A 16709-nucleotide genomic window follows, 5' to 3' on the forward strand; every position below is an offset into this window, starting at 1 on the left:
TTGATATGAAAGTTATTGCAGTAACAGGATATAAGCCATTTGAACTTGGAATATTTAAAAATGATCATCCAGGAGTGGAGTGTATAAAGAAAGCATTACACCGTAAATTAATCACTTTTGTAGAAGATGGTTTAGAATGGGTTATAATAAGCGGCCAATTAGGTGTAGAATTATGGGCTGCTGAAGTTGTTTTTGAAATGCAAGTAGAATATCCTGATTTAAAATTAGCGGTATTCACTCCGTTTTTAGAACAAGAAGAAAATTGGAAAGAAGATAATCGTGAATATTACGAATTTATTCTTTCTCAAGCAGACTATGTTGATAGTATCACGAAACGGAAGTATGAAAGCCCAGAGCAATTTAAATTAAAAAATCAATTTTTTATTGAAAAAAGTGATGCGCTTTTAGCGGTATACGATGAAGAAAAACCAGGAAGTCCCAAATATATTGTAGAATCAGCAAAGAAAAAAGGGGAAATAGAAAATTATCACAGTTATTTCATTCTTTTTTCTGATTTACAAGATATAATAGAAGAGGAACAGTGGAATAATGCAGAGTAATATGTAATATAGTACTCGTATATATGATTGACAAAAAGCATTGTTTCTGAAAAAATTTAGTTAATGAAAGTTTTGGTAAAAATTTGAGGTGAAGAAAATGATTTCGGATAAAATTAAATTAACAGCGAAAGATATTTTAGAAAAAGAATTTAAAACAGGTATGAGAGGTTATCAGCAAGAAGAAGTAGACAAGTTTCTTGATATGATCATTAAAGACTATGAAGCTTTCCACAAAGAGTTTGAGCAATTAAAGCAACAAAATGCTCGTTTAAAGCGTGAATTAGAGGAACAAAAACTAGCAGTAACGCAAGTTCCACAACAACCTGTACAAACACCAGTTGCACAACCGGTTTATAACAACACGAATACGGATATTTTAAAACGCTTATCTAACTTAGAAAAAGCTGTATTTGGAAGTAAGTTATACGAATGATGTAAGGTGGGAAAAGGTTTAAGCATTTTACATAGAAAAAAACGTTGCAAAATCTTTTTGTTTCCACTATACTAATGGATGTCATAACGTTTGGGTAATCGCTGCAACGCCAACGTTGTAGAGGAAAGTCCATGCTCGCACGGCCTGAGATGGCTGTAGTGTTCGTGCCTAGCCAATTCATAAGCTAGGGTATTCTGGCTGTAAGGCTGGTTTAACGGCAGGGAAAAAACCTAAGTCCTTTCGGATATGGTTTGACTACCTTTAAAGTGCCACAGTGACGAAGTCCTTGAAGAAATGATAGGAGTGGAACGAGGTAAACCCCACGAGCGAGAAACCCAAATAATGGTAGGGGAATCTTTTCCAAGGAAATGAACGACGGGAAAGGACAGGTTTTATAACCTGTAGATAGATGATTGCCACCGGAGTACGAGGCGTGGGCCGTTTGTAGTACAAAGGAACAGAACATGGCTTACAGAACGTTATGAACCAACTATGAAATAACTCAGCTCTCCTTTGTTAGAGGAGGGCTTTTTATTTGTATGAAGTTATAAAGTATGAGTTAAAATGGTTAATGAGAATATTTTTCGTAAAATGTAATAATTAATAGGACCAATTGCTATTAATTATTGTTTGAATATACATAAGAGGTGAATGCAAATGGGAAAAGTTACTTTAATTGCAACAGCGGCAATGGGTATTGAAGCGTTAGTTGCCCGAGAAGTTCGCGATCTTGGTTATGAATGTCAAGTAGAAAACAGCAAAGTAACATTTGAAGCAGATGAAAAGGCGATTTGTCGTACGAATTTATGGTTACGTACTGCGGACCGTGTAAAAATTAAAGTTGGCGAATTTAAAGCAACGACATTTGATGAGCTATTTGAAAAAACGAAAGCATTAAACTGGGGAGATTATATTCCAGAGAATGGAGAATTCCCTGTTATCGGTAAATCTTTAAAATCTGAATTATTCAGTGTTTCGGATTGCCAACGTATCGTTAAAAAAGCTGTCGTTGAAAAATTAAAAACAACATATAAACGTACAACTTGGTTTGAAGAAGATGGTCCGTTATTCCGTATTGAGATTGCAATGCTCAAGGATATTGCAACATTAACAATTGATGCGAGCGGTGTTGGACTTCATAAACGTGGATACCGTATGGATCAAGGGGAAGCTCCGTTAAAAGAAACATTAGCTGCATCTTTAATTAAATTAACAAACTGGAAGCCAGATCGTCCATTTGTTGATCCATTCTGTGGATCAGGTACAATTCCGATTGAAGCAGCATTAATTGGACAAAACATTGCACCAGGATTTAACCGTGGTTTCGCATCTGACGAGTGGGGCTGGGTAGGTAAACAAAACTGGCGTGAAGCTCGTCAAGAAGCTGAAGATTTAGCGAATTATGATCAACGATTACAAATCATTGGATCAGATATTGATCATCGTATGATTCGAGTTGCTCAAGATAACGCAGAAGAAGTGGGCTTAGGCGATTTAATTACATTTAAACAAATGCAAGTAAAAGATTTCACAACAAAAGAGGATTATGGCTACGTTGTAACGAATCCTCCATACGGAGAACGTTTAAGTGAAAAAGCACTCGTTGAACAACTGTATAAAGAAATGGGACAAGTATTCCGCCCGTTAGATACATGGTCAGCGTATGTATTAACAAGCTACGAAGCATTTGAGAAGTGTTATGGAAAAGATGCGTCGAAGAAGCGTAAACTGTTTAACGGATTTATCCGTACAGATTACTACCAATACTTCGGAAAACGTCCACCGCGTAATTCATAGTATAAAGGCATTTGAAGGGCTAAAACATAATTGGTTCGCTTAGAACAAGTTATTAAATATTAGCCCAATAAATAAACCTCATTCTTTTTTCAAAAAGGAAGAAAGGGTGAGGTTTTTTGTTGTATAAAATTGTAATGCAAGAATTTTTAGATGATAGGGAATTACGTAATTTAAGTAAACATACTTTGAAATCTTATAAAGAAATTTTGAAAAGATTTGAGTCCTTTTGTGTAAATAAAGGGATATTTGACACTGATAAAGTTACGTCAAAAGTTGCAAAAGAGTTTTTCATTTATTGTAAGCATGAGTTGAAAAATAGTATATCTACAATAAATGAAAAGAATCGAACATTAAAGGTGTATTTTAAGTACCTAGAAGAAGGGATAGTCGAAGAAAACCCATTCAAAAAAATAAAATTTAGTAAAGAAGATACCATAACAGATGTTTTAACAGATGAGTAAGTAAAGAGTGTTCTTGAACACTTTGATAGAGGGCATTATAAAGGGACAAATTATGCTTTAATGAGAAATCAAATGGTAATAGTCCTATTGATTTCTACAGGGCTTAGGAGAGAAGAATTAGTTAATTTAAAGTGGCCTGATATTGACATGAGAAATAGGACAATTATGACTTATGGGAAGAAAAGAACCGTTGCTACTATTCCATACACACAGCCCCATTTTCCGAAGAGTTGCGGTCACTCTTCGGTACCCATATCGTAATTTATGCCGAAGACAAACATCCTTTATTTTCTCTTCTATCTCATCTCTTAGGTCCACTGTTCGTTGTAACCAACGATAAAATGTAGACCAGGGTAATTCTAATACATTACATAATTCTTTTACCGTTAGTTTTGTTTTGAAATCGGTCCATAAAGTAACTACAGTTTCCGGGTTTAATTCCTTTCGATTTCCAGATACTTTCCCCATATCAGTAATTTTGTTTTTAACTGTTTATTTTCTAACCGTAGCTGTTCCAATTCATTTAACTCTTTTGGCCCTTTTCCATAAGAATATTGTTTTCCTACAGGTTGTTGAAAACGGTACGTTTGACCGGTACGATACCACTTCATCCACGTCTTAATTTGGGAAACATTTTTAATTCCAAACTGCTCCATAATGGTCCGATTGGAATATCCATCCTTTTTCATGTACCACTATTCGGGTTCACTTCAAAATTTAGGAGGGCGTTTTTTTGAGTCGTGAATCTTTTTGATTTTCGTTTTCGTAATTCGTTTTAATATATATAAAGTTGGCAAATTAGAGAATCCTCAAACCCCTTGATAACAATGAGATTTATCATGTCTCAAAAGTACCAAATTGCAATTAAGGATACCCTCTTGGACATTTTGGAATATTAAATTACTTGTTTAAAATGCGATGGGATATCACTTTTTGTCCGAAAATGAGAAATAAGGTGACATTTTCGGACAAAAAGTGTCTCAAAAATGGACAAAAAGTGATAGGTATAGAAAATAGATAGTAAAAAGAATAGATAGTATAAAAGGAAGGTCACTAACGCTCTTTGATTCGCCTTCGGCTCATTACCTCACTTCGTTCGGTGGGGCTTTGCCCTTCTTTTACATAATAAAAATGTTTTAAATGAACTTTAAAAGATATTTTAAGCGAAATAAATTATTTAATTAAAGATTTTAAAGAAGTATGAAAATAAAAAAGGGTGGTTATCTATTTTACAACCACCCTTTTAATTCAACCTATTAACCACCAGTATGACCATCCGACATTTGTTTTACAGTATAAATTGTTTCATGTGTATCTTTAGAATCCAGTACACCAAATGTTAATGTTAGTGCAGTCATAATTCCCGTTAAACTAATTATTACTTTTTTCATTTTAACGCCCCCTTATCATGAATTTTTTCTCTTGCATTTGAACTTAGATAGAAGTATTTACTTGCCTTTAAATGATTGCCTTCATGATAAAATTTCACTGCTAATTTTTCATTATATTCATTAATGTACTCGTATAGGTTTTCTTTTTCAAAATAGAGCATTCCTGCTAGTATTATTGATTCTAATTGTTCTCCAGAAACCTCATTGTTTATCGTTAGTAAGATATTAAAGCGATGTTGGTATTCCTCATTTTTTAATTTTAAACTGATTTCTAAACCTGTTTTTAAAAGTTCTAATGCTTTTTCTTTATTATTAATTTTTGCATGTTCGCATGCTTCAATTAAAATCGCTCTATAGTTTGCTGGCATTTTTTCAGTTACTTCGGATAAATAGCGAATTGCTAATTCTGAAAGGTTTTGATTTGCATACATAAAACCTAAGTTATGTCGAACGTATAAGGTTGCTTGTTCTTCGTTTTGTTTTTGGAATATATCCAATGCAGAGATAAGACATTCTTCTGCTAATTCATATTCTTTCAAATGTATACATGCTAATCCATAAAGATTATTACAGTAACCAATGTTTAATTCATAACCATTGTATTTAGAAAAAATTTCTTTTGCCTTAGAAACCTGTTTAAGTGCTAAAACATATTGTTGGTTATGGCAACTGAAGGTAGAAAGTTTAAAATAAAATTCTGCTTGTTCAAGTTGATCTGGGATTTGTTTTAATTTAATTTCGGCTTTTTCATAATGTTCTTTTGCCAAATTATAATCACCAGTTATGTTTGAGTGCATTGCCTTGAAAAAATGGTAATAATATAATAAAGGTTCATCTGTTGGTATATCAAAAGATTCTATTTCTTTAAAACTATCTTTGCCAATACTTAAACTGTCCATCAAGTATTGATAACGGAAGTTCAATAAAGAGTGGTATAAAAGTACATTTTTATCGTCTTTTACACTGGTAATGTTTTTATCGAGTTCCTTTTTTAGTTGCTTTGCATTATTTAAATTTCTTTTTCGAATTTCTATATACCAGTTATCTAATAACTTTGTAATCTGTTCATTCCCCTTTGTTTGAACGTTCATGATATCCTCCTTTGGATTTTATAGATTCTTATAAATAATGATAGCAAGAATAGAATATAATAGATATTATACTTAATTGTTTTTCAACAAAAAACTGAATTTTCTGTTTTTTGTTAAGGGTAATATAAAATCGTTTTAAATAGTACATAATAGGAAGTTTATGTGTATGGAAAAATATGGTATTTTTATTAGTAAAGTGCAAATTTTATTAAAGGAAAGAGGGCGTAGGGATGGGGAATTTAGAACCATTTACAGGGGTGACGGTAACAGGGCAGATACTAAAAGAAGGATATACATTAAATTGGCGTAATCAAGAATTAATCATTGGGCAAAAAGTAAAAAGTGAATTGATAAATATTGATACAAAAAAATGGAAACAGAATATTTCAATGCTTGAAATTGTTAGTGAAGATAGTGTGAAAAATGTGCAAAGTGCTGTAGTTCGTGGCGTTATTGGGAATATTGCATTAGGTGGTGCAGGAGCGTTAGCAGGGGCTTTGTCTGCAAAGAATGATTCTACATTTCATGTAATAATTAGATATCATAATGGATATGTAGATTTGATAGAATGTGATATTAAATTGTACACCAAACTTTTGCAACAAGTAGCAGAAAATAAACGTTCTGGAAACAGTGAATTCATTAACATGGAATATGATGCAGAAGAGTATAAAAGAAGGAAAGAGCAATTTAATAAAGGGCAAACCATGGATATAGTTGGATGTGGTGTGGTTTTAATTATAATTATTGTTATAGTTTTTGTTTTTATTGGTATTTTGGCAGGTTAATAAAATAGTGAGATTAGTGTGCTAGTGTAAAAAAGAATTCTTTTTTGAAAAGGAGAAGTTATAATTGATGAATTTTATATCTAAATTAGCAGATGTCGAATAACCGGAAGTTATTGTTGAATTTAGTAAGAAATATAGGGGTATAAATACTGTGATTTTTGTAAAATACAAGTTTAAGAATTGAGGTAAATAGATGGCACTTGAAACACAAGCAATTCGTAGTATAAAGGAATTTAAAGAAATTTCATTACAGAAAATACAAGTAATTCTTTTTTTATTGTTGACCTTTTTGTTCTTTATTAAAAGTTTTGATTATAATTTTTTTGTAGATTTAAATAATCAATTTATGGGATTGATGGCTCATCAATATTTAAAGAAGGTCCTGTTAGTATTTGTAATGATAATGAACTTTTTAGCCTACTTAGTGATATTAGGAGGGATAATATCAGTTTTTTTACTTCTTATATATCATTTTTATTGGGAGAAACTTACTTGTTATAAGTTAAATGGAGAAAGATGGTATGTGATAAGGTATATAACAGAATTGAGCGTGAATTTATCTACTTTCTATTTACTTATTTTGGGTTATTTGAATGTATTAGATGTTAATGTGAAATATACAAATTTGCTAGTGACAGCAGGGTATTTTGCTGGTTTTTTTGTCTTCTTATTTTTCTTTAGTATCATGCGATTTCTTTTTGCTAATACAGATGATTAATGAGAAGCGATGAGATTGTCCAGTTTTGAATCAAATAGTCATCTCATAATTAGGATATAATAAATTATTGAAGATGTTATCTAATTATGTTAAGATAAAACGATGTGTCTAATACATAAATCCATTGTATTTTTTTTCTAGACATATTATTATGGAAGTAGTAACAAATGATTCGGAAAAAAGAAATTAGAGGAAACCTTTAAATTACTAGGTTTATGAGTTTGTTTTGGTGGCAGATTACTACCAATATTTAGGAAAACGTCCACCGCGTAATTCATAGTATAAAACTCCTCCAGCGCGCATATACTGGCTATTATGTAATGCGTAAAGGAGGAAGTCATATGGATAATTTTCAATTATCAATGATTCAAAAAGCTATTCACCGTACGTATGATGAGCTCGGAAAAGAAGTGGATAGTCAAGGTGCGATTGTAGATGAAATACAAAAAGCACAAGAAGAATATTTGTCAGCTCTTTCACATGAAACAGCGATTGATAAACGGTATTTAAAGTCATTAATATAGAAGAAAATTTTCCTTTTTCGAAAGGAAAATTTTTTTTCGTGAATTTCTATGTATTGCAACAGGGGAAAGCAAATGCATACATATGCGTAGCAGTTGCTATTATCTTTTTATAGAAAAACTTTTTGGTTGGAGGCTAAGGATGTTTACTGAGAAGAGATTACCATTTGAAGTAGGAAAACAAGATAATTTTTATGATAAGTTGAATGAGTGGATTGGAGATGTGTTTTACGACATCCTTCCGGAAAAAGGCTTTGAAGAGCGTGATGAACAAATTTTTATGGCGTTTCAGTTAGAACGCGCTTTCCAAGAAAAGAAAGTTATGTTCGCAGAAGCTGGTGTAGGAACAGGGAAAACAATTGTATATCTTCTATATGCAATTTGTTACGCGCGTTATACTGGGAAACCAGCTATTATTGCTTGTGCAGATGAAACGTTAATTGAGCAGCTTGTGAAAGAAGAAGGGGACATCGCTAAGTTATCTGAAGCATTAGGGCTATCTGTTGATGTAAGGCTTGCAAAATCAATGGATAATTATTTATGCTTACGTAAACTTGAAGATGTTATGAGTGGACGAGCTCCAGAAGTAATTGAAGACGTATATTATGAGTTACCACAGTTTGTATTCGATCATGGTACGATGCAAAACTTTACTCACTATGGTGACAGAAAAGAATTTCCACTTTTAAATGACGAAGAATGGTCAAAAGTAAATTGGGATTACTTCCAAGATTGTTTTACTTGTGATTCTCGTCATCGTTGTGGACAAACTCTTTCTCGTGAACATTATCGTAAAGCAGCAGATTTAATTATTTGTTCTCAAGATTTCTATATGGATCATATTTGGACGTACGATGCTCGTAAGCGTGAAGGGCAAATTCCGTTATTACCAGAAAGTAGCTGCGTTGTATTCGATGAAGGACATCTTGTAGAATATGCAGCTCAAAAAGCTTTAACATACCGTTTAAAGCAAACAATGATGGAGCAACTTTTAACGAGATTGCTACAAAACGATATTCGTGAGGAGTTTGCACATTTAGTAGAAGAAACAATTTGGCAAACAGAGCGATTCTTTGATGTGTTACAAGAAAACAAAAAAGAAATTGCCGGTTCTGATCGTTTAGAAATTACTGTGACAGAAAAAGTAACAGCTGAAGCGAAACGACTTTATGCAAAAATCGGTGAAGTTGGAGATGCATTAGTATTCGAAAGTGAAATGCATACAGTAAACACGTATGATTTAAATATTGTTGATGAGCATTTAGATGTATTAGAACATTCACTTCGTCTGTTCATGCACGAGAAAAATGTAATCACTTGGGGTGAAGAAGGTGATGGTGCCTTCACATTAGTGATTATGCCGCGTGCAGTTGAAGAAGTATTACAAGAGAAAGTGTTCTCGAAGAAAATACCGTATATTTTCTCTTCTGCGACATTATCGAACAATGATTCATTCGCGTTTACAGCTAATAGCCTAGGGGTAAAAGATTACTTATCATTCTCAGTTGCTTCACCGTTTGATTACGAAGAGCAAATGGCAGTAAACTTACTATCGCATACGAAAGAAAATGAATGGGAAAGAAAGTGTCAATATACACTTGAAAATATACAAAAAACAAATGGACGTACGCTTGTATTATTCCGTACAACGCAAGAGCTTGCAGCGTTCAAAGAGTATGTAAGTAAGGAGCAAATGTCGGTTCCGTTCTTATATGAAGGAGATCAGGAAATTAGCCAGCTCGTTTCTCGTTTCCAAAATGAAGAAGAGACTGTACTTTGTGCGGTTCATTTATGGGAAGGTTTAGATATTCCTGGTTCATCATTATCACACGTTATTATTTGGTCATTACCATTCCCTCCAAACGATCCTGTGTTTGAAGCGAAACGTAAGCACGTAAATGATCCATTCTGGGATGTAGATGTACCATATATGATTTTACGACTTCGTCAAGGAATTGGGCGTTTAATTCGTACAAGTGAAGATAAAGGTGCTATATCAATCTTCTTATCTGATTCAGAAGATGAGAAAGTAGTTGCAGCTGTGAAAAATGTACTGCCGGTAGAAGGTAAAGAATTATAAGGAGAAAGCTTGGCGCTTGCCAAGCTTTTTTTCTATTATAAAAGGAATTTATGTTTCCGTGTCGAATTAAGTTTGAGGTAGAAAAAGGAGGCTTTTATACGATGACAGTTGCTACATATGAGGTAGAAAAACAATTTTTAACATACGTGAAGAAGATACAGAATTACGGAGAAGCATTAAGTTTAATGTTTTGGGATTTAAGAACAGGTGCACCAAAAAAAGGTGTAGATCAGCGTTCAGAAGTAATTGGTATGCTTTCGTCAGAAGTGTTTGCTATGTCGACTTCAGATGAGATGGGAAACTATTTAACAGAGCTTGAAGCTTTAATACGTGAAGATAAACTTTCTGAAACAACGAAGAAAATGGTTGAAGAGTGTCGGAAAGAATATGATAGAAATAAAAAAATTCCACAAGCTGAATATGAGGCTTATGTGAAATTAGAAGCGAAAGCAGAGAGTGTGTGGGAAGAAGCTCGCGAAAAATCTGATTTCGAAATGTTCCGCCCATACTTAGAAAAAATTGTTGAATTTAAAAAGAAATTTATTACATATTGGGGTTATGAAACATATAAATATAATACATTATTAGACATGTATGAGCCAGGTATTACAGTAGAAGTTTTAGATCACGTATTTGGTCAACTTCGTGAGCGCATCGTGCCGCTTGTAAAAGAAATCTCTGAGTCTAAAAAAGGATTAAAAACAAGTGCTTTATCGGAACAATTTTCAAAAGAAAAACAAAAGAACTTTACATTAGAACTATTAAAGCAATTGAATTATGACTTTGAAGCAGGTCGTCTTGATGAAACAGTGCATCCTTTCGAAATTACATTAAATAGAGGGGATGTTCGTATTACGACACGCTATGATGAAAAAGATTTTCGTATGGCTGTTTTTGGAACGATCCATGAATGTGGTCATGCAGTATATGAACAAAATATTGCAGAACAATTTGAAGGTACACCACTTTGCAGTGGTACATCTATGGGTATTCACGAATCACAATCATTATTCTTTGAGAACTTTATCGGCCGTAATAAATCATTCTGGAAGAAAAATTATGATTTATTAAAAGAGTATAGCGATGGTCAATTTGATGATATGTCAGTCGATGAATTTTATGATGCAATTAACGAATCGAAGCCGTCATTCATTCGTATAGAAGCAGATGAGCTTACATACCCGCTTCATGTTATGGTGCGTTATGAATTAGAGAAAGAATTATTTGATGGTACATTACAAGTGAAGGACTTACCAGCAGCTTGGAATGATAAGATGGAAGCATATTTAGGAATTCGTCCGGAAAATGATGCGCAAGGTGTATTGCAAGATGTTCACTGGGCTGGTGGCTCATTTGGATACTTCCCATCTTATGCACTTGGTTATATGTATGCAGCGCAATTTAAGCAAAGAATGTTAAAAGACATTCCGAACTTTGATGCATTATTAGAAGAAGGAAACGTAACACCAATTCGTGAATGGTTAACAGAAAACATTCACCAATACGGTAAAACGAAAAAGCCACTTGAAATTTTAGAAGATGTAACAGGTGAAGGCTTAAATGCAAACTACTTAGCCGATTATTTAGAAGCGAAATATAAAGAGATTTATGAGTTGTAAAAAAAGAGCTGCTTAATTGCAGCTCTTTTTTAAAGGGGGATGGGAGAATGGACTATACATATAAAGTAATGACGCAAGAAGAAGCAGAAGAAATTGCATACAACTGGCATTATGAAGGGAAATATTCCTTTTACGATATAGAGGCAGATGAAGAAGATTTAGCTGAATTTTTACATGATGAAAGTAGAGGGGATCATACATTTTCTGTGAAGGAAAATGGCACTCTCATTGGTTATTTTACTGTTTGTAAAATAAATGACGGAACGGTTGATATTGGTCTTGGAATGAGACCTAATATGACTGGGAACGGATTTGGTTTACAGTTCTTAAACGCTATACTAGCTTTTAGTAAAGAAAAATATGGATGCAAGTATATAACACTATCAGTAGCTATATTTAATGAGAGAGCGATTAAAGTGTATAAAAGGGCAGGGTTTGAAGTAGTTGGAACGTTTATACAGAAAACAAATGGTAGTTGTTTTGAGTTTTTGAAAATGAATTATATATGTAAAAATGATTAAAAAACAGAAGAATCTCCTTCTGTTTTTTTATGCAGAAATAAATCATACTTTTTGTAATTGGAAGTTTTGAAATTTTGGAAGAGGATGTGTATGATTGAAGTTTAATAGTAAATAGCAAGTTTAGTAAGGAGAGACAGCATGAGTATAATTAAAACGAAAAATGAAATAGAGTTAATGCATGAATCTGGAAAATTACTTGCTTCATGTCATAGAGAAATTGCGAAGATGATGAAACCAGGTATTACTACAAAAGAAATTAATACGTTTGTTGAAGCATATTTAGAACAGCATGGTGCAACGTCTGAGCAGAAAGGGTACAACGGATATCCATATGCGATATGTGCATCTGTAAACGATGAAATGTGTCATGCGTTTCCGGCCGATGTTCCTTTAACTGAGGGTGATATTGTAACAATTGACACGGTAGTAAACTTAAATGGGGGTCTTTCAGATTCTGCTTGGACGTATAGAGTTGGAAAAGTTTCTGATGAAGCAGAAAAGTTGTTGTTAGTAGCTGAGAATGCTTTGTATAAAGGAATTGACCAGGCGGTAATTGGTAATCATGTAGGAGATATTGGCTATGCAATTGAAAGTTATGTAACAAATGAAGGTTTTTCTGTTGCAAGAGACTTTACGGGACATGGAATCGGTAAAGAGATTCATGAAGAACCAGCAATTTTTCATTTTGGGAAACAAGGACAAGGACCTCAGTTACAAGAAGGAATGGTAATTACAATTGAACCGATTGTAAATATAGGTATGCGATATTCTAAAGTAGATTTAAATGGGTGGACTGCACGAACGATGGACGGGAAATTATCAGCTCAATATGAGCATACAATTGCGATTACAAAAGATGGGCCAATCATTTTAACGAAGTTGTAATTGGAAATGAAAGAGTTTGCAAAACTCGAACAAAAATAGTAGTTTTTAAAAATTTGTACGTGTTTTTTCGATAAATGCTTTTCAAAGCATAAAAAGTACGTTATAATCCTTCTATAAAATAAATAGTTAGCTACACTCATATAATCGCGGGGATATGGCCTGCAAGTTTCTACCGAAGTACCGTAAATACTTTGACTATGAGTGAGGACGAATATAATTGCTTGTTTAGCATTCTTTTTTTGCGAAACTCCAAAAGCGCGTCTCTCACTTGTAACGAGTGGTGGTGGCTTTTGGAGTTTTTTTATTGCATAAGAGGGGGAACAAACATGAAAGTATTACAAGAAAAGATTTTGAACGAAGGAAAGGTTTTATCTGGTGACGTATTAAAGGTAGATGCTTTTTTAAATCATCAAATTGATCCAGTACTTATGCAAGAAATCGGAAAAGAATTTGCTAAACGTTTTAAAGAAGAGAACATTACAAAAATCGTGACGATTGAATCTTCAGGCATTGCACCAGCAGTTATGGCTGCATTAGAGCTTGGTGTAAAAGTAATTTTTGCACGAAAACGTAAATCGTTAACGTTACAAGATAATATGTACGTTGCAAACGTATATTCATTTACAAAACAAGAAACAAATGAAATTTCATTATCTCGAAATCATATCGATGAAAATGATCGTGTATTAATCATCGATGACTTTTTAGCAAACGGTCAGGCTGCTTTAGGTTTAATGAGTTTAGTAGAGCAAGCTGGAGCGAGTATTGCAGGAATTGGAATTGTTATTGAAAAAGCATTTCAAGATGGAGGAAAGAAGCTTCGTGAACAAGGCGTTCGTGTTGAATCACTAGCAGAAATTGCATCACTTGATAACGGCACAGTTACATTTGTACAGCAAGAAACTGCGGAGGTGAAATAAACGATGAAGCAGCATCCATTTAAAATTGCATCGCTTGGTATGCAGCATATGCTTGCAATGTATGCTGGAGCAATTATCGTTCCGCTTATTGTGGGCGGTGGACTTGGTTTAAATCAAAAAGAGTTAACATATTTAGTCTCAATTGATTTATTAATGTGCGGCGTTGCGACAATTTTACAAGCATTATCAAATCGCTTTTTCGGTATAGGACTTCCCGTTGTACTTGGTTGTACATTTACAGCCGTTGGACCGATGATTGCGATTGGAAAACAATACGGTGTGTCTTCAATTTATGGAGCAATTATTGCTGCTGGGTTATTCGTTGTTATTTTTGCGAAATTATTTGGAAAACTTGTAAAACTGTTTCCACCTGTTGTAACAGGATCTGTTGTTACTGTAATTGGAGTTACACTTGTTCCAGCAGCAATTAATGATATGGCTGGAGGAGTAGGAAGTAAGGATTTCGGTAGTCTTGAAAATTTAGCATTAGCATTTGGTGTGTTATTATTTATCATCATTATGTATCGTTTCTTTGATGGATTTATTCGTTCAATCTCTATTTTACTAGGTCTATTGTTCGGTACTATCGTTGCAGCGTTTATGGGGAAAGTAAGTTTGCAAGCGGTTGGAGAGGCGGATTGGTTCCACGGTATTCAACCATTTTACTTTGGTACACCAACATTTGAATTAACACCAATTATTACGATGATTCTCGTTGCTTGTGTAGGGATTGTAGAAGCAACGGGTGTATACTTTGCATTATCTGATATTTGCAATAAAAAAATCGGTGAAAAAGAATTAACAAAAGGCTATCGCGCAGAAGGATTAGCGATGGTGTTAGGTGGCATTTTCAACGCGTTCCCATATACAACATACTCTCAAAACGTAGGACTTGTTCAATTAACTGGAGTAAGAAATCGCGTTATTATTTATACTTGCGGTGGTATGTTAATCGTACTTGGTTTCATTCCTAAAATCGCAGCTATTACAACAATTATTCCGAAATCAGTACTGGGCGGTGCGATGTTAGCGATGTTCGGTATGGTTATGGCATATGGTATTAAAATGTTAAGTAGCGTTGACTTCGGAAGACAAGAAAACTTATTAATCGTTGCATGTTCTGTCGGAATTGGGCTTGGCGTAACAGTCGTTCCTACATTATTTTCACAACTTCCAGAAAGCATTCGTATTTTAACAGATAACGGAATTGTACTTGGAAGTGCGTCAGCAGTACTTTTAAATATCGTATTTAATATGGTGCCGCAGCGCAAAGTGAAAGTAGAAGAAGAGCCAGTATCTATGCAAAATGCAGTAAGAGAAGCGTAAAAAAGCAAGGTCTCGTTATGAGACCTTGCTTTTCTTTTTAAGTGGCATCATTTTCCCGTAAGTACCAAGACGCCAAATGTACTCAAGTGGCCCGTATTGGTAATGTGAAAGCCACCAGCGGCTAATAAAGATTTGTAACGTGTAGAAACTAATGCAGAATATTGGTCCAACCCATAATGGAGCAGGATAATAATTTTTAAGAAATAGACCAAATACAAGTAATGTAACAATTGTATGCGAGATGTAATTTGTTAATGCCATTCGTCCAACGTATTGGAATGGACGTAATAACGTTTGCCATTTTTCTTTTTGTAATAAACGCATTAGTGTGAAAATGTAGAATATGAATAACGTTTTTCCGCTAAACATTGTAAAGACCTGCATATAAATTGGTTCATAAAATGGTTTTGATAAGAAGTAACGAACCATGAAGAACCACATTGGTAATGTAAAAAGGAACATAATAATTTGCCATTTTTTAAGCTTTGGATCTAACTCTTTCGCGCGGCGGAAAATATCCTTTTTGCCGGCGTATAAACCAAGTAAAAACAGCCCAACTGTTTCTGGAAGCATAAGTAAATTTAATCCAATTCCATCAGCGTAAAATGCATGGAAACGATTTTGTATTTGTGACAGCCAGTCTTCTAATGGCATGATAGGTAAGGAAAAACCTAGCTCTTCCTTTGGTACCAATGCAACCGTAATACCAGCCATTGGCATAATGAATTGAAAAATACTCAATAAAACGATAGCCCATATTAAAATAGTACGAGGTTCTCTCTTATAAAATAAAAATAAGAAAAATCCAGCAATCGCATAAGTATGTAAAATGTCTCCGTCCCATAAAAGAACGTAATGTAAGAAACCGAATAATAATAAAATAAGTAAGCGGCGAACAAATAAAATTTTTGGATGATCTGTTTTCGCTTCAGCACGACTCATAAAAATATAAAAACCTAATCCGAATAAAAACGAAAAAATTGTATAAAATTTCGTTTGAATAAACATATCGTAAAATAGGCGAATGTAGCTGTCTATCCCTTCGTAAATTCCTGAAAGATCACGTGAGTCAACCCCGGCGATAACAGGCCAATTCACAAGAAAAATACCTAGTACAGCTATTCCTCTAATAATATCAATGGAGTGTATCCTCTCGCCTTGTGTGAGATTTTGTGTCATTTTTTTCCTCCTTGTTAAGTAATTCCCTTTTATTATACGAAATGTAAGGTGGAGGGGATAGGGGATATTTCCATTTTTTTAAACTGTTAAGTTATGTAGGATGAGATATAATAAGAGTGCACAACAAGTTTTAACCTTTTTCAAAACAGGCAGTAAAGCTCCTTCTTATAAGGAGCTTTCTTTATGAAAAGTGTTGATAATGATTCTCTTTAATGATAAACTGTATTCAAAAGTGATAATCATTATCAAAAAAGGTTGGTGCGTAAGTATGGTATATGCATTAGTAGCAGGTACAGTCGCTGTATATGCAGTTATTGCGAAGTATGTTTTAAATGGAGTAGGAACAGCAAAATGAGTGATATGACATAAAATCCCTTTCATTTGTAAAAAGAATGAAAGGGATTTTTTATTTTTAATGA

At 33.8% G+C, this 16709-nt stretch carries 18 protein-coding genes, 1 other RNA gene, 1 pseudogene and 1 riboswitch; of the genes and pseudogenes, 16 read left to right on the plus strand and 4 right to left on the minus strand.

What is annotated here, in order from left to right:
• The first annotated feature begins 5 nt into the window (after nt 1-5).
• The 6 genes from ACTFRU_RS11055 to ACTFRU_RS11080 all read left to right on the plus strand — a co-directional run bounded on the left by ACTFRU_RS11055 (nt 6) and on the right by ACTFRU_RS11080 (nt 3512).
• Nucleotides 6-560 carry a DUF1273 domain-containing protein gene (locus ACTFRU_RS11055; RefSeq protein WP_440037637.1) on the plus strand — a complete coding sequence of 185 codons (555 nt, stop codon included), beginning with the start codon at nt 6-8 and terminating at the stop codon, nt 558-560.
• 97 nt (nt 561-657) lie between these two features.
• On the plus strand, nt 658-993 hold the full coding sequence (gene gpsB / locus ACTFRU_RS11060) for a cell division regulator GpsB (RefSeq protein ID WP_000622431.1): 336 nt from the start codon (nt 658-660) through the stop codon (nt 991-993).
• A gap of 86 nt (nt 994-1079) precedes the next feature.
• Nucleotides 1080-1470, plus strand: an RNA gene (rnpB, locus tag ACTFRU_RS11065) — RNase P RNA component class B.
• Nucleotides 1471-1650: 180 nt separating this feature from the next.
• On the plus strand, nt 1651-2790 hold the full coding sequence (locus ACTFRU_RS11070; RefSeq protein ID WP_000521224.1) for a THUMP domain-containing class I SAM-dependent RNA methyltransferase: 1140 nt from the start codon (nt 1651-1653) through the stop codon (nt 2788-2790).
• Between the two features lie 119 nt (nt 2791-2909).
• Nucleotides 2910-3251 (plus strand): tyrosine-type recombinase/integrase, encoded by a 342-nt coding sequence (locus ACTFRU_RS11075; RefSeq protein ID WP_000276812.1) that lies wholly within the window; start codon nt 2910-2912, stop codon nt 3249-3251.
• A gap of 72 nt (nt 3252-3323) precedes the next feature.
• Nucleotides 3324-3512: a tyrosine-type recombinase/integrase gene (locus ACTFRU_RS11080; protein ID WP_157404505.1), complete on the plus strand. Its 189-nt coding sequence runs from the start codon at nt 3324-3326 to the stop codon at nt 3510-3512.
• Here ACTFRU_RS11080 and ACTFRU_RS11085 read toward each other — a convergent pair.
• The 3 genes and pseudogenes from ACTFRU_RS11085 to ACTFRU_RS11095 all read right to left on the minus strand — a co-directional run.
• Nucleotides 3456-3940: pseudogene (locus tag ACTFRU_RS11085) on the minus strand (IS3 family transposase); the annotation flags it as partial. The gene ACTFRU_RS11080 and the pseudogene ACTFRU_RS11085 overlap by 57 nt on opposite strands.
• Before the next feature lie 567 nt (nt 3941-4507).
• Nucleotides 4508-4642 carry a hypothetical protein gene (locus ACTFRU_RS11090; RefSeq protein WP_013141855.1) on the minus strand — a complete coding sequence of 45 codons (135 nt, stop codon included), beginning with the start codon at nt 4640-4642 and terminating at the stop codon, nt 4508-4510.
• Nucleotides 4639-5733 (minus strand): Rap family tetratricopeptide repeat protein, encoded by a 1095-nt coding sequence (locus ACTFRU_RS11095; protein ID WP_001102770.1) that lies wholly within the window; start codon nt 5731-5733, stop codon nt 4639-4641. Before ACTFRU_RS11095 ends, ACTFRU_RS11090 begins: the two co-directional genes overlap by 4 nt.
• A gap of 230 nt (nt 5734-5963) precedes the next feature.
• Here ACTFRU_RS11095 and ACTFRU_RS11100 point away from each other — a divergent pair, with 230 nt between their 5' ends.
• The 9 genes from ACTFRU_RS11100 to pbuX all read left to right on the plus strand — a co-directional run bounded on the left by ACTFRU_RS11100 (nt 5964) and on the right by pbuX (nt 15111).
• Entirely contained in the window at nt 5964-6521 is a 558-nt protein-coding gene (locus ACTFRU_RS11100; protein ID WP_000527307.1) for a hypothetical protein, read from the plus strand.
• Between the two features lie 193 nt (nt 6522-6714).
• Nucleotides 6715-7239 carry a hypothetical protein gene (locus ACTFRU_RS11105; protein WP_001162866.1) on the plus strand — a complete coding sequence of 175 codons (525 nt, stop codon included), beginning with the start codon at nt 6715-6717 and terminating at the stop codon, nt 7237-7239.
• Between the two features lie 341 nt (nt 7240-7580).
• Nucleotides 7581-7763 carry a DUF3921 domain-containing protein gene (locus ACTFRU_RS11110; protein ID WP_000368570.1) on the plus strand — a complete coding sequence of 61 codons (183 nt, stop codon included), beginning with the start codon at nt 7581-7583 and terminating at the stop codon, nt 7761-7763.
• Between the two features lie 139 nt (nt 7764-7902).
• Entirely contained in the window at nt 7903-9840 is a 1938-nt protein-coding gene (locus ACTFRU_RS11115; RefSeq protein ID WP_000493700.1) for an ATP-dependent DNA helicase, read from the plus strand.
• 101 nt (nt 9841-9941) lie between these two features.
• Complete coding sequence (gene ypwA / locus ACTFRU_RS11120; protein WP_000215074.1) at nt 9942-11459, plus strand: carboxypeptidase; 1518 nt, start codon at nt 9942-9944, stop codon at nt 11457-11459.
• A gap of 47 nt (nt 11460-11506) precedes the next feature.
• A complete protein-coding gene (locus ACTFRU_RS11125) occupies nt 11507-11980 on the plus strand; it encodes a GNAT family N-acetyltransferase (RefSeq protein WP_440037638.1) in 474 nt (157 codons plus the stop codon).
• A 138-nt stretch (nt 11981-12118) separates the two neighbouring features.
• On the plus strand, nt 12119-12865 hold the full coding sequence (locus ACTFRU_RS11130) for a type I methionyl aminopeptidase (protein ID WP_000022487.1): 747 nt from the start codon (nt 12119-12121) through the stop codon (nt 12863-12865).
• A gap of 116 nt (nt 12866-12981) precedes the next feature.
• A riboswitch (purine riboswitch) is annotated at nt 12982-13083 on the plus strand.
• Nucleotides 13084-13191: 108 nt separating this feature from the next.
• Nucleotides 13192-13785 (plus strand): xanthine phosphoribosyltransferase, encoded by a 594-nt coding sequence (locus ACTFRU_RS11135; RefSeq protein WP_000866483.1) that lies wholly within the window; start codon nt 13192-13194, stop codon nt 13783-13785.
• Between the two features lie 3 nt (nt 13786-13788).
• Complete coding sequence (pbuX, locus tag ACTFRU_RS11140; protein ID WP_000809224.1) at nt 13789-15111, plus strand: xanthine permease PbuX; 1323 nt, start codon at nt 13789-13791, stop codon at nt 15109-15111.
• A 15-nt stretch (nt 15112-15126) separates the two neighbouring features.
• Here the strand turns inward: pbuX and ACTFRU_RS11145 are convergent, their stop codons facing one another.
• The gene (locus ACTFRU_RS11145; protein ID WP_440037639.1) at nt 15127-16290 is read right to left on the minus strand and encodes a DUF418 domain-containing protein; all 1164 of its coding nucleotides are present in this window, start codon (nt 16288-16290) and stop codon (nt 15127-15129) included.
• A gap of 190 nt (nt 16291-16480) precedes the next feature.
• Between ACTFRU_RS11145 and ACTFRU_RS11150 the strand changes: the two genes are divergently transcribed.
• Nucleotides 16481-16645, plus strand: coding sequence for a hypothetical protein (locus tag ACTFRU_RS11150; RefSeq protein ID WP_002182615.1), 165 nt, complete (start codon nt 16481-16483; stop codon nt 16643-16645).
• Nucleotides 16646-16709 lie beyond the last annotated feature (64 nt).

Source organism: Bacillus cereus group sp. MYBK220-1, from assembly GCF_051916445.1.
Lineage (GTDB): Bacteria > Bacillota > Bacilli > Bacillales > Bacillaceae_G > Bacillus_A > Bacillus_A cereus.

Bases quoted from the DNA above. Each gene is read 5' to 3' on its own strand.
- ACTFRU_RS11100 (WP_000527307.1), top strand. From the start codon at position 5,964: ATGGGGAATTTAGAACCATTTACAGGGGTGACGGTAACAGGGCAGATA.
- ACTFRU_RS11090 (WP_013141855.1), bottom strand. From the start codon at position 4,642: ATGAAAAAAGTAATAATTAGTTTAACGGGAATTATGACTGCACTAACA.
- ACTFRU_RS11130 (WP_000022487.1), top strand. From the start codon at position 12,119: ATGAGTATAATTAAAACGAAAAATGAAATAGAGTTAATGCATGAATCT.
- gpsB (WP_000622431.1), top strand. From the start codon at position 658: ATGATTTCGGATAAAATTAAATTAACAGCGAAAGATATTTTAGAAAAA.
- ACTFRU_RS11055 (WP_440037637.1), top strand. From the start codon at position 6: ATGAAAGTTATTGCAGTAACAGGATATAAGCCATTTGAACTTGGAATA.
- ACTFRU_RS11095 (WP_001102770.1), bottom strand. From the start codon at position 5,733: ATGAACGTTCAAACAAAGGGGAATGAACAGATTACAAAGTTATTAGAT.
- ACTFRU_RS11080 (WP_157404505.1), top strand. From the start codon at position 3,324: ATGGTAATAGTCCTATTGATTTCTACAGGGCTTAGGAGAGAAGAATTA.
- ACTFRU_RS11070 (WP_000521224.1), top strand. From the start codon at position 1,651: ATGGGAAAAGTTACTTTAATTGCAACAGCGGCAATGGGTATTGAAGCG.
- ypwA (WP_000215074.1), top strand. From the start codon at position 9,942: ATGACAGTTGCTACATATGAGGTAGAAAAACAATTTTTAACATACGTG.
- ACTFRU_RS11115 (WP_000493700.1), top strand. From the start codon at position 7,903: ATGTTTACTGAGAAGAGATTACCATTTGAAGTAGGAAAACAAGATAAT.
- pbuX (WP_000809224.1), top strand. From the start codon at position 13,789: ATGAAGCAGCATCCATTTAAAATTGCATCGCTTGGTATGCAGCATATG.
- ACTFRU_RS11125 (WP_440037638.1), top strand. From the start codon at position 11,507: ATGGACTATACATATAAAGTAATGACGCAAGAAGAAGCAGAAGAAATT.
- ACTFRU_RS11145 (WP_440037639.1), bottom strand. From the start codon at position 16,290: ATGACACAAAATCTCACACAAGGCGAGAGGATACACTCCATTGATATT.
- ACTFRU_RS11110 (WP_000368570.1), top strand. From the start codon at position 7,581: ATGGATAATTTTCAATTATCAATGATTCAAAAAGCTATTCACCGTACG.
- ACTFRU_RS11135 (WP_000866483.1), top strand. From the start codon at position 13,192: ATGAAAGTATTACAAGAAAAGATTTTGAACGAAGGAAAGGTTTTATCT.
- ACTFRU_RS11105 (WP_001162866.1), top strand. From the start codon at position 6,715: ATGGCACTTGAAACACAAGCAATTCGTAGTATAAAGGAATTTAAAGAA.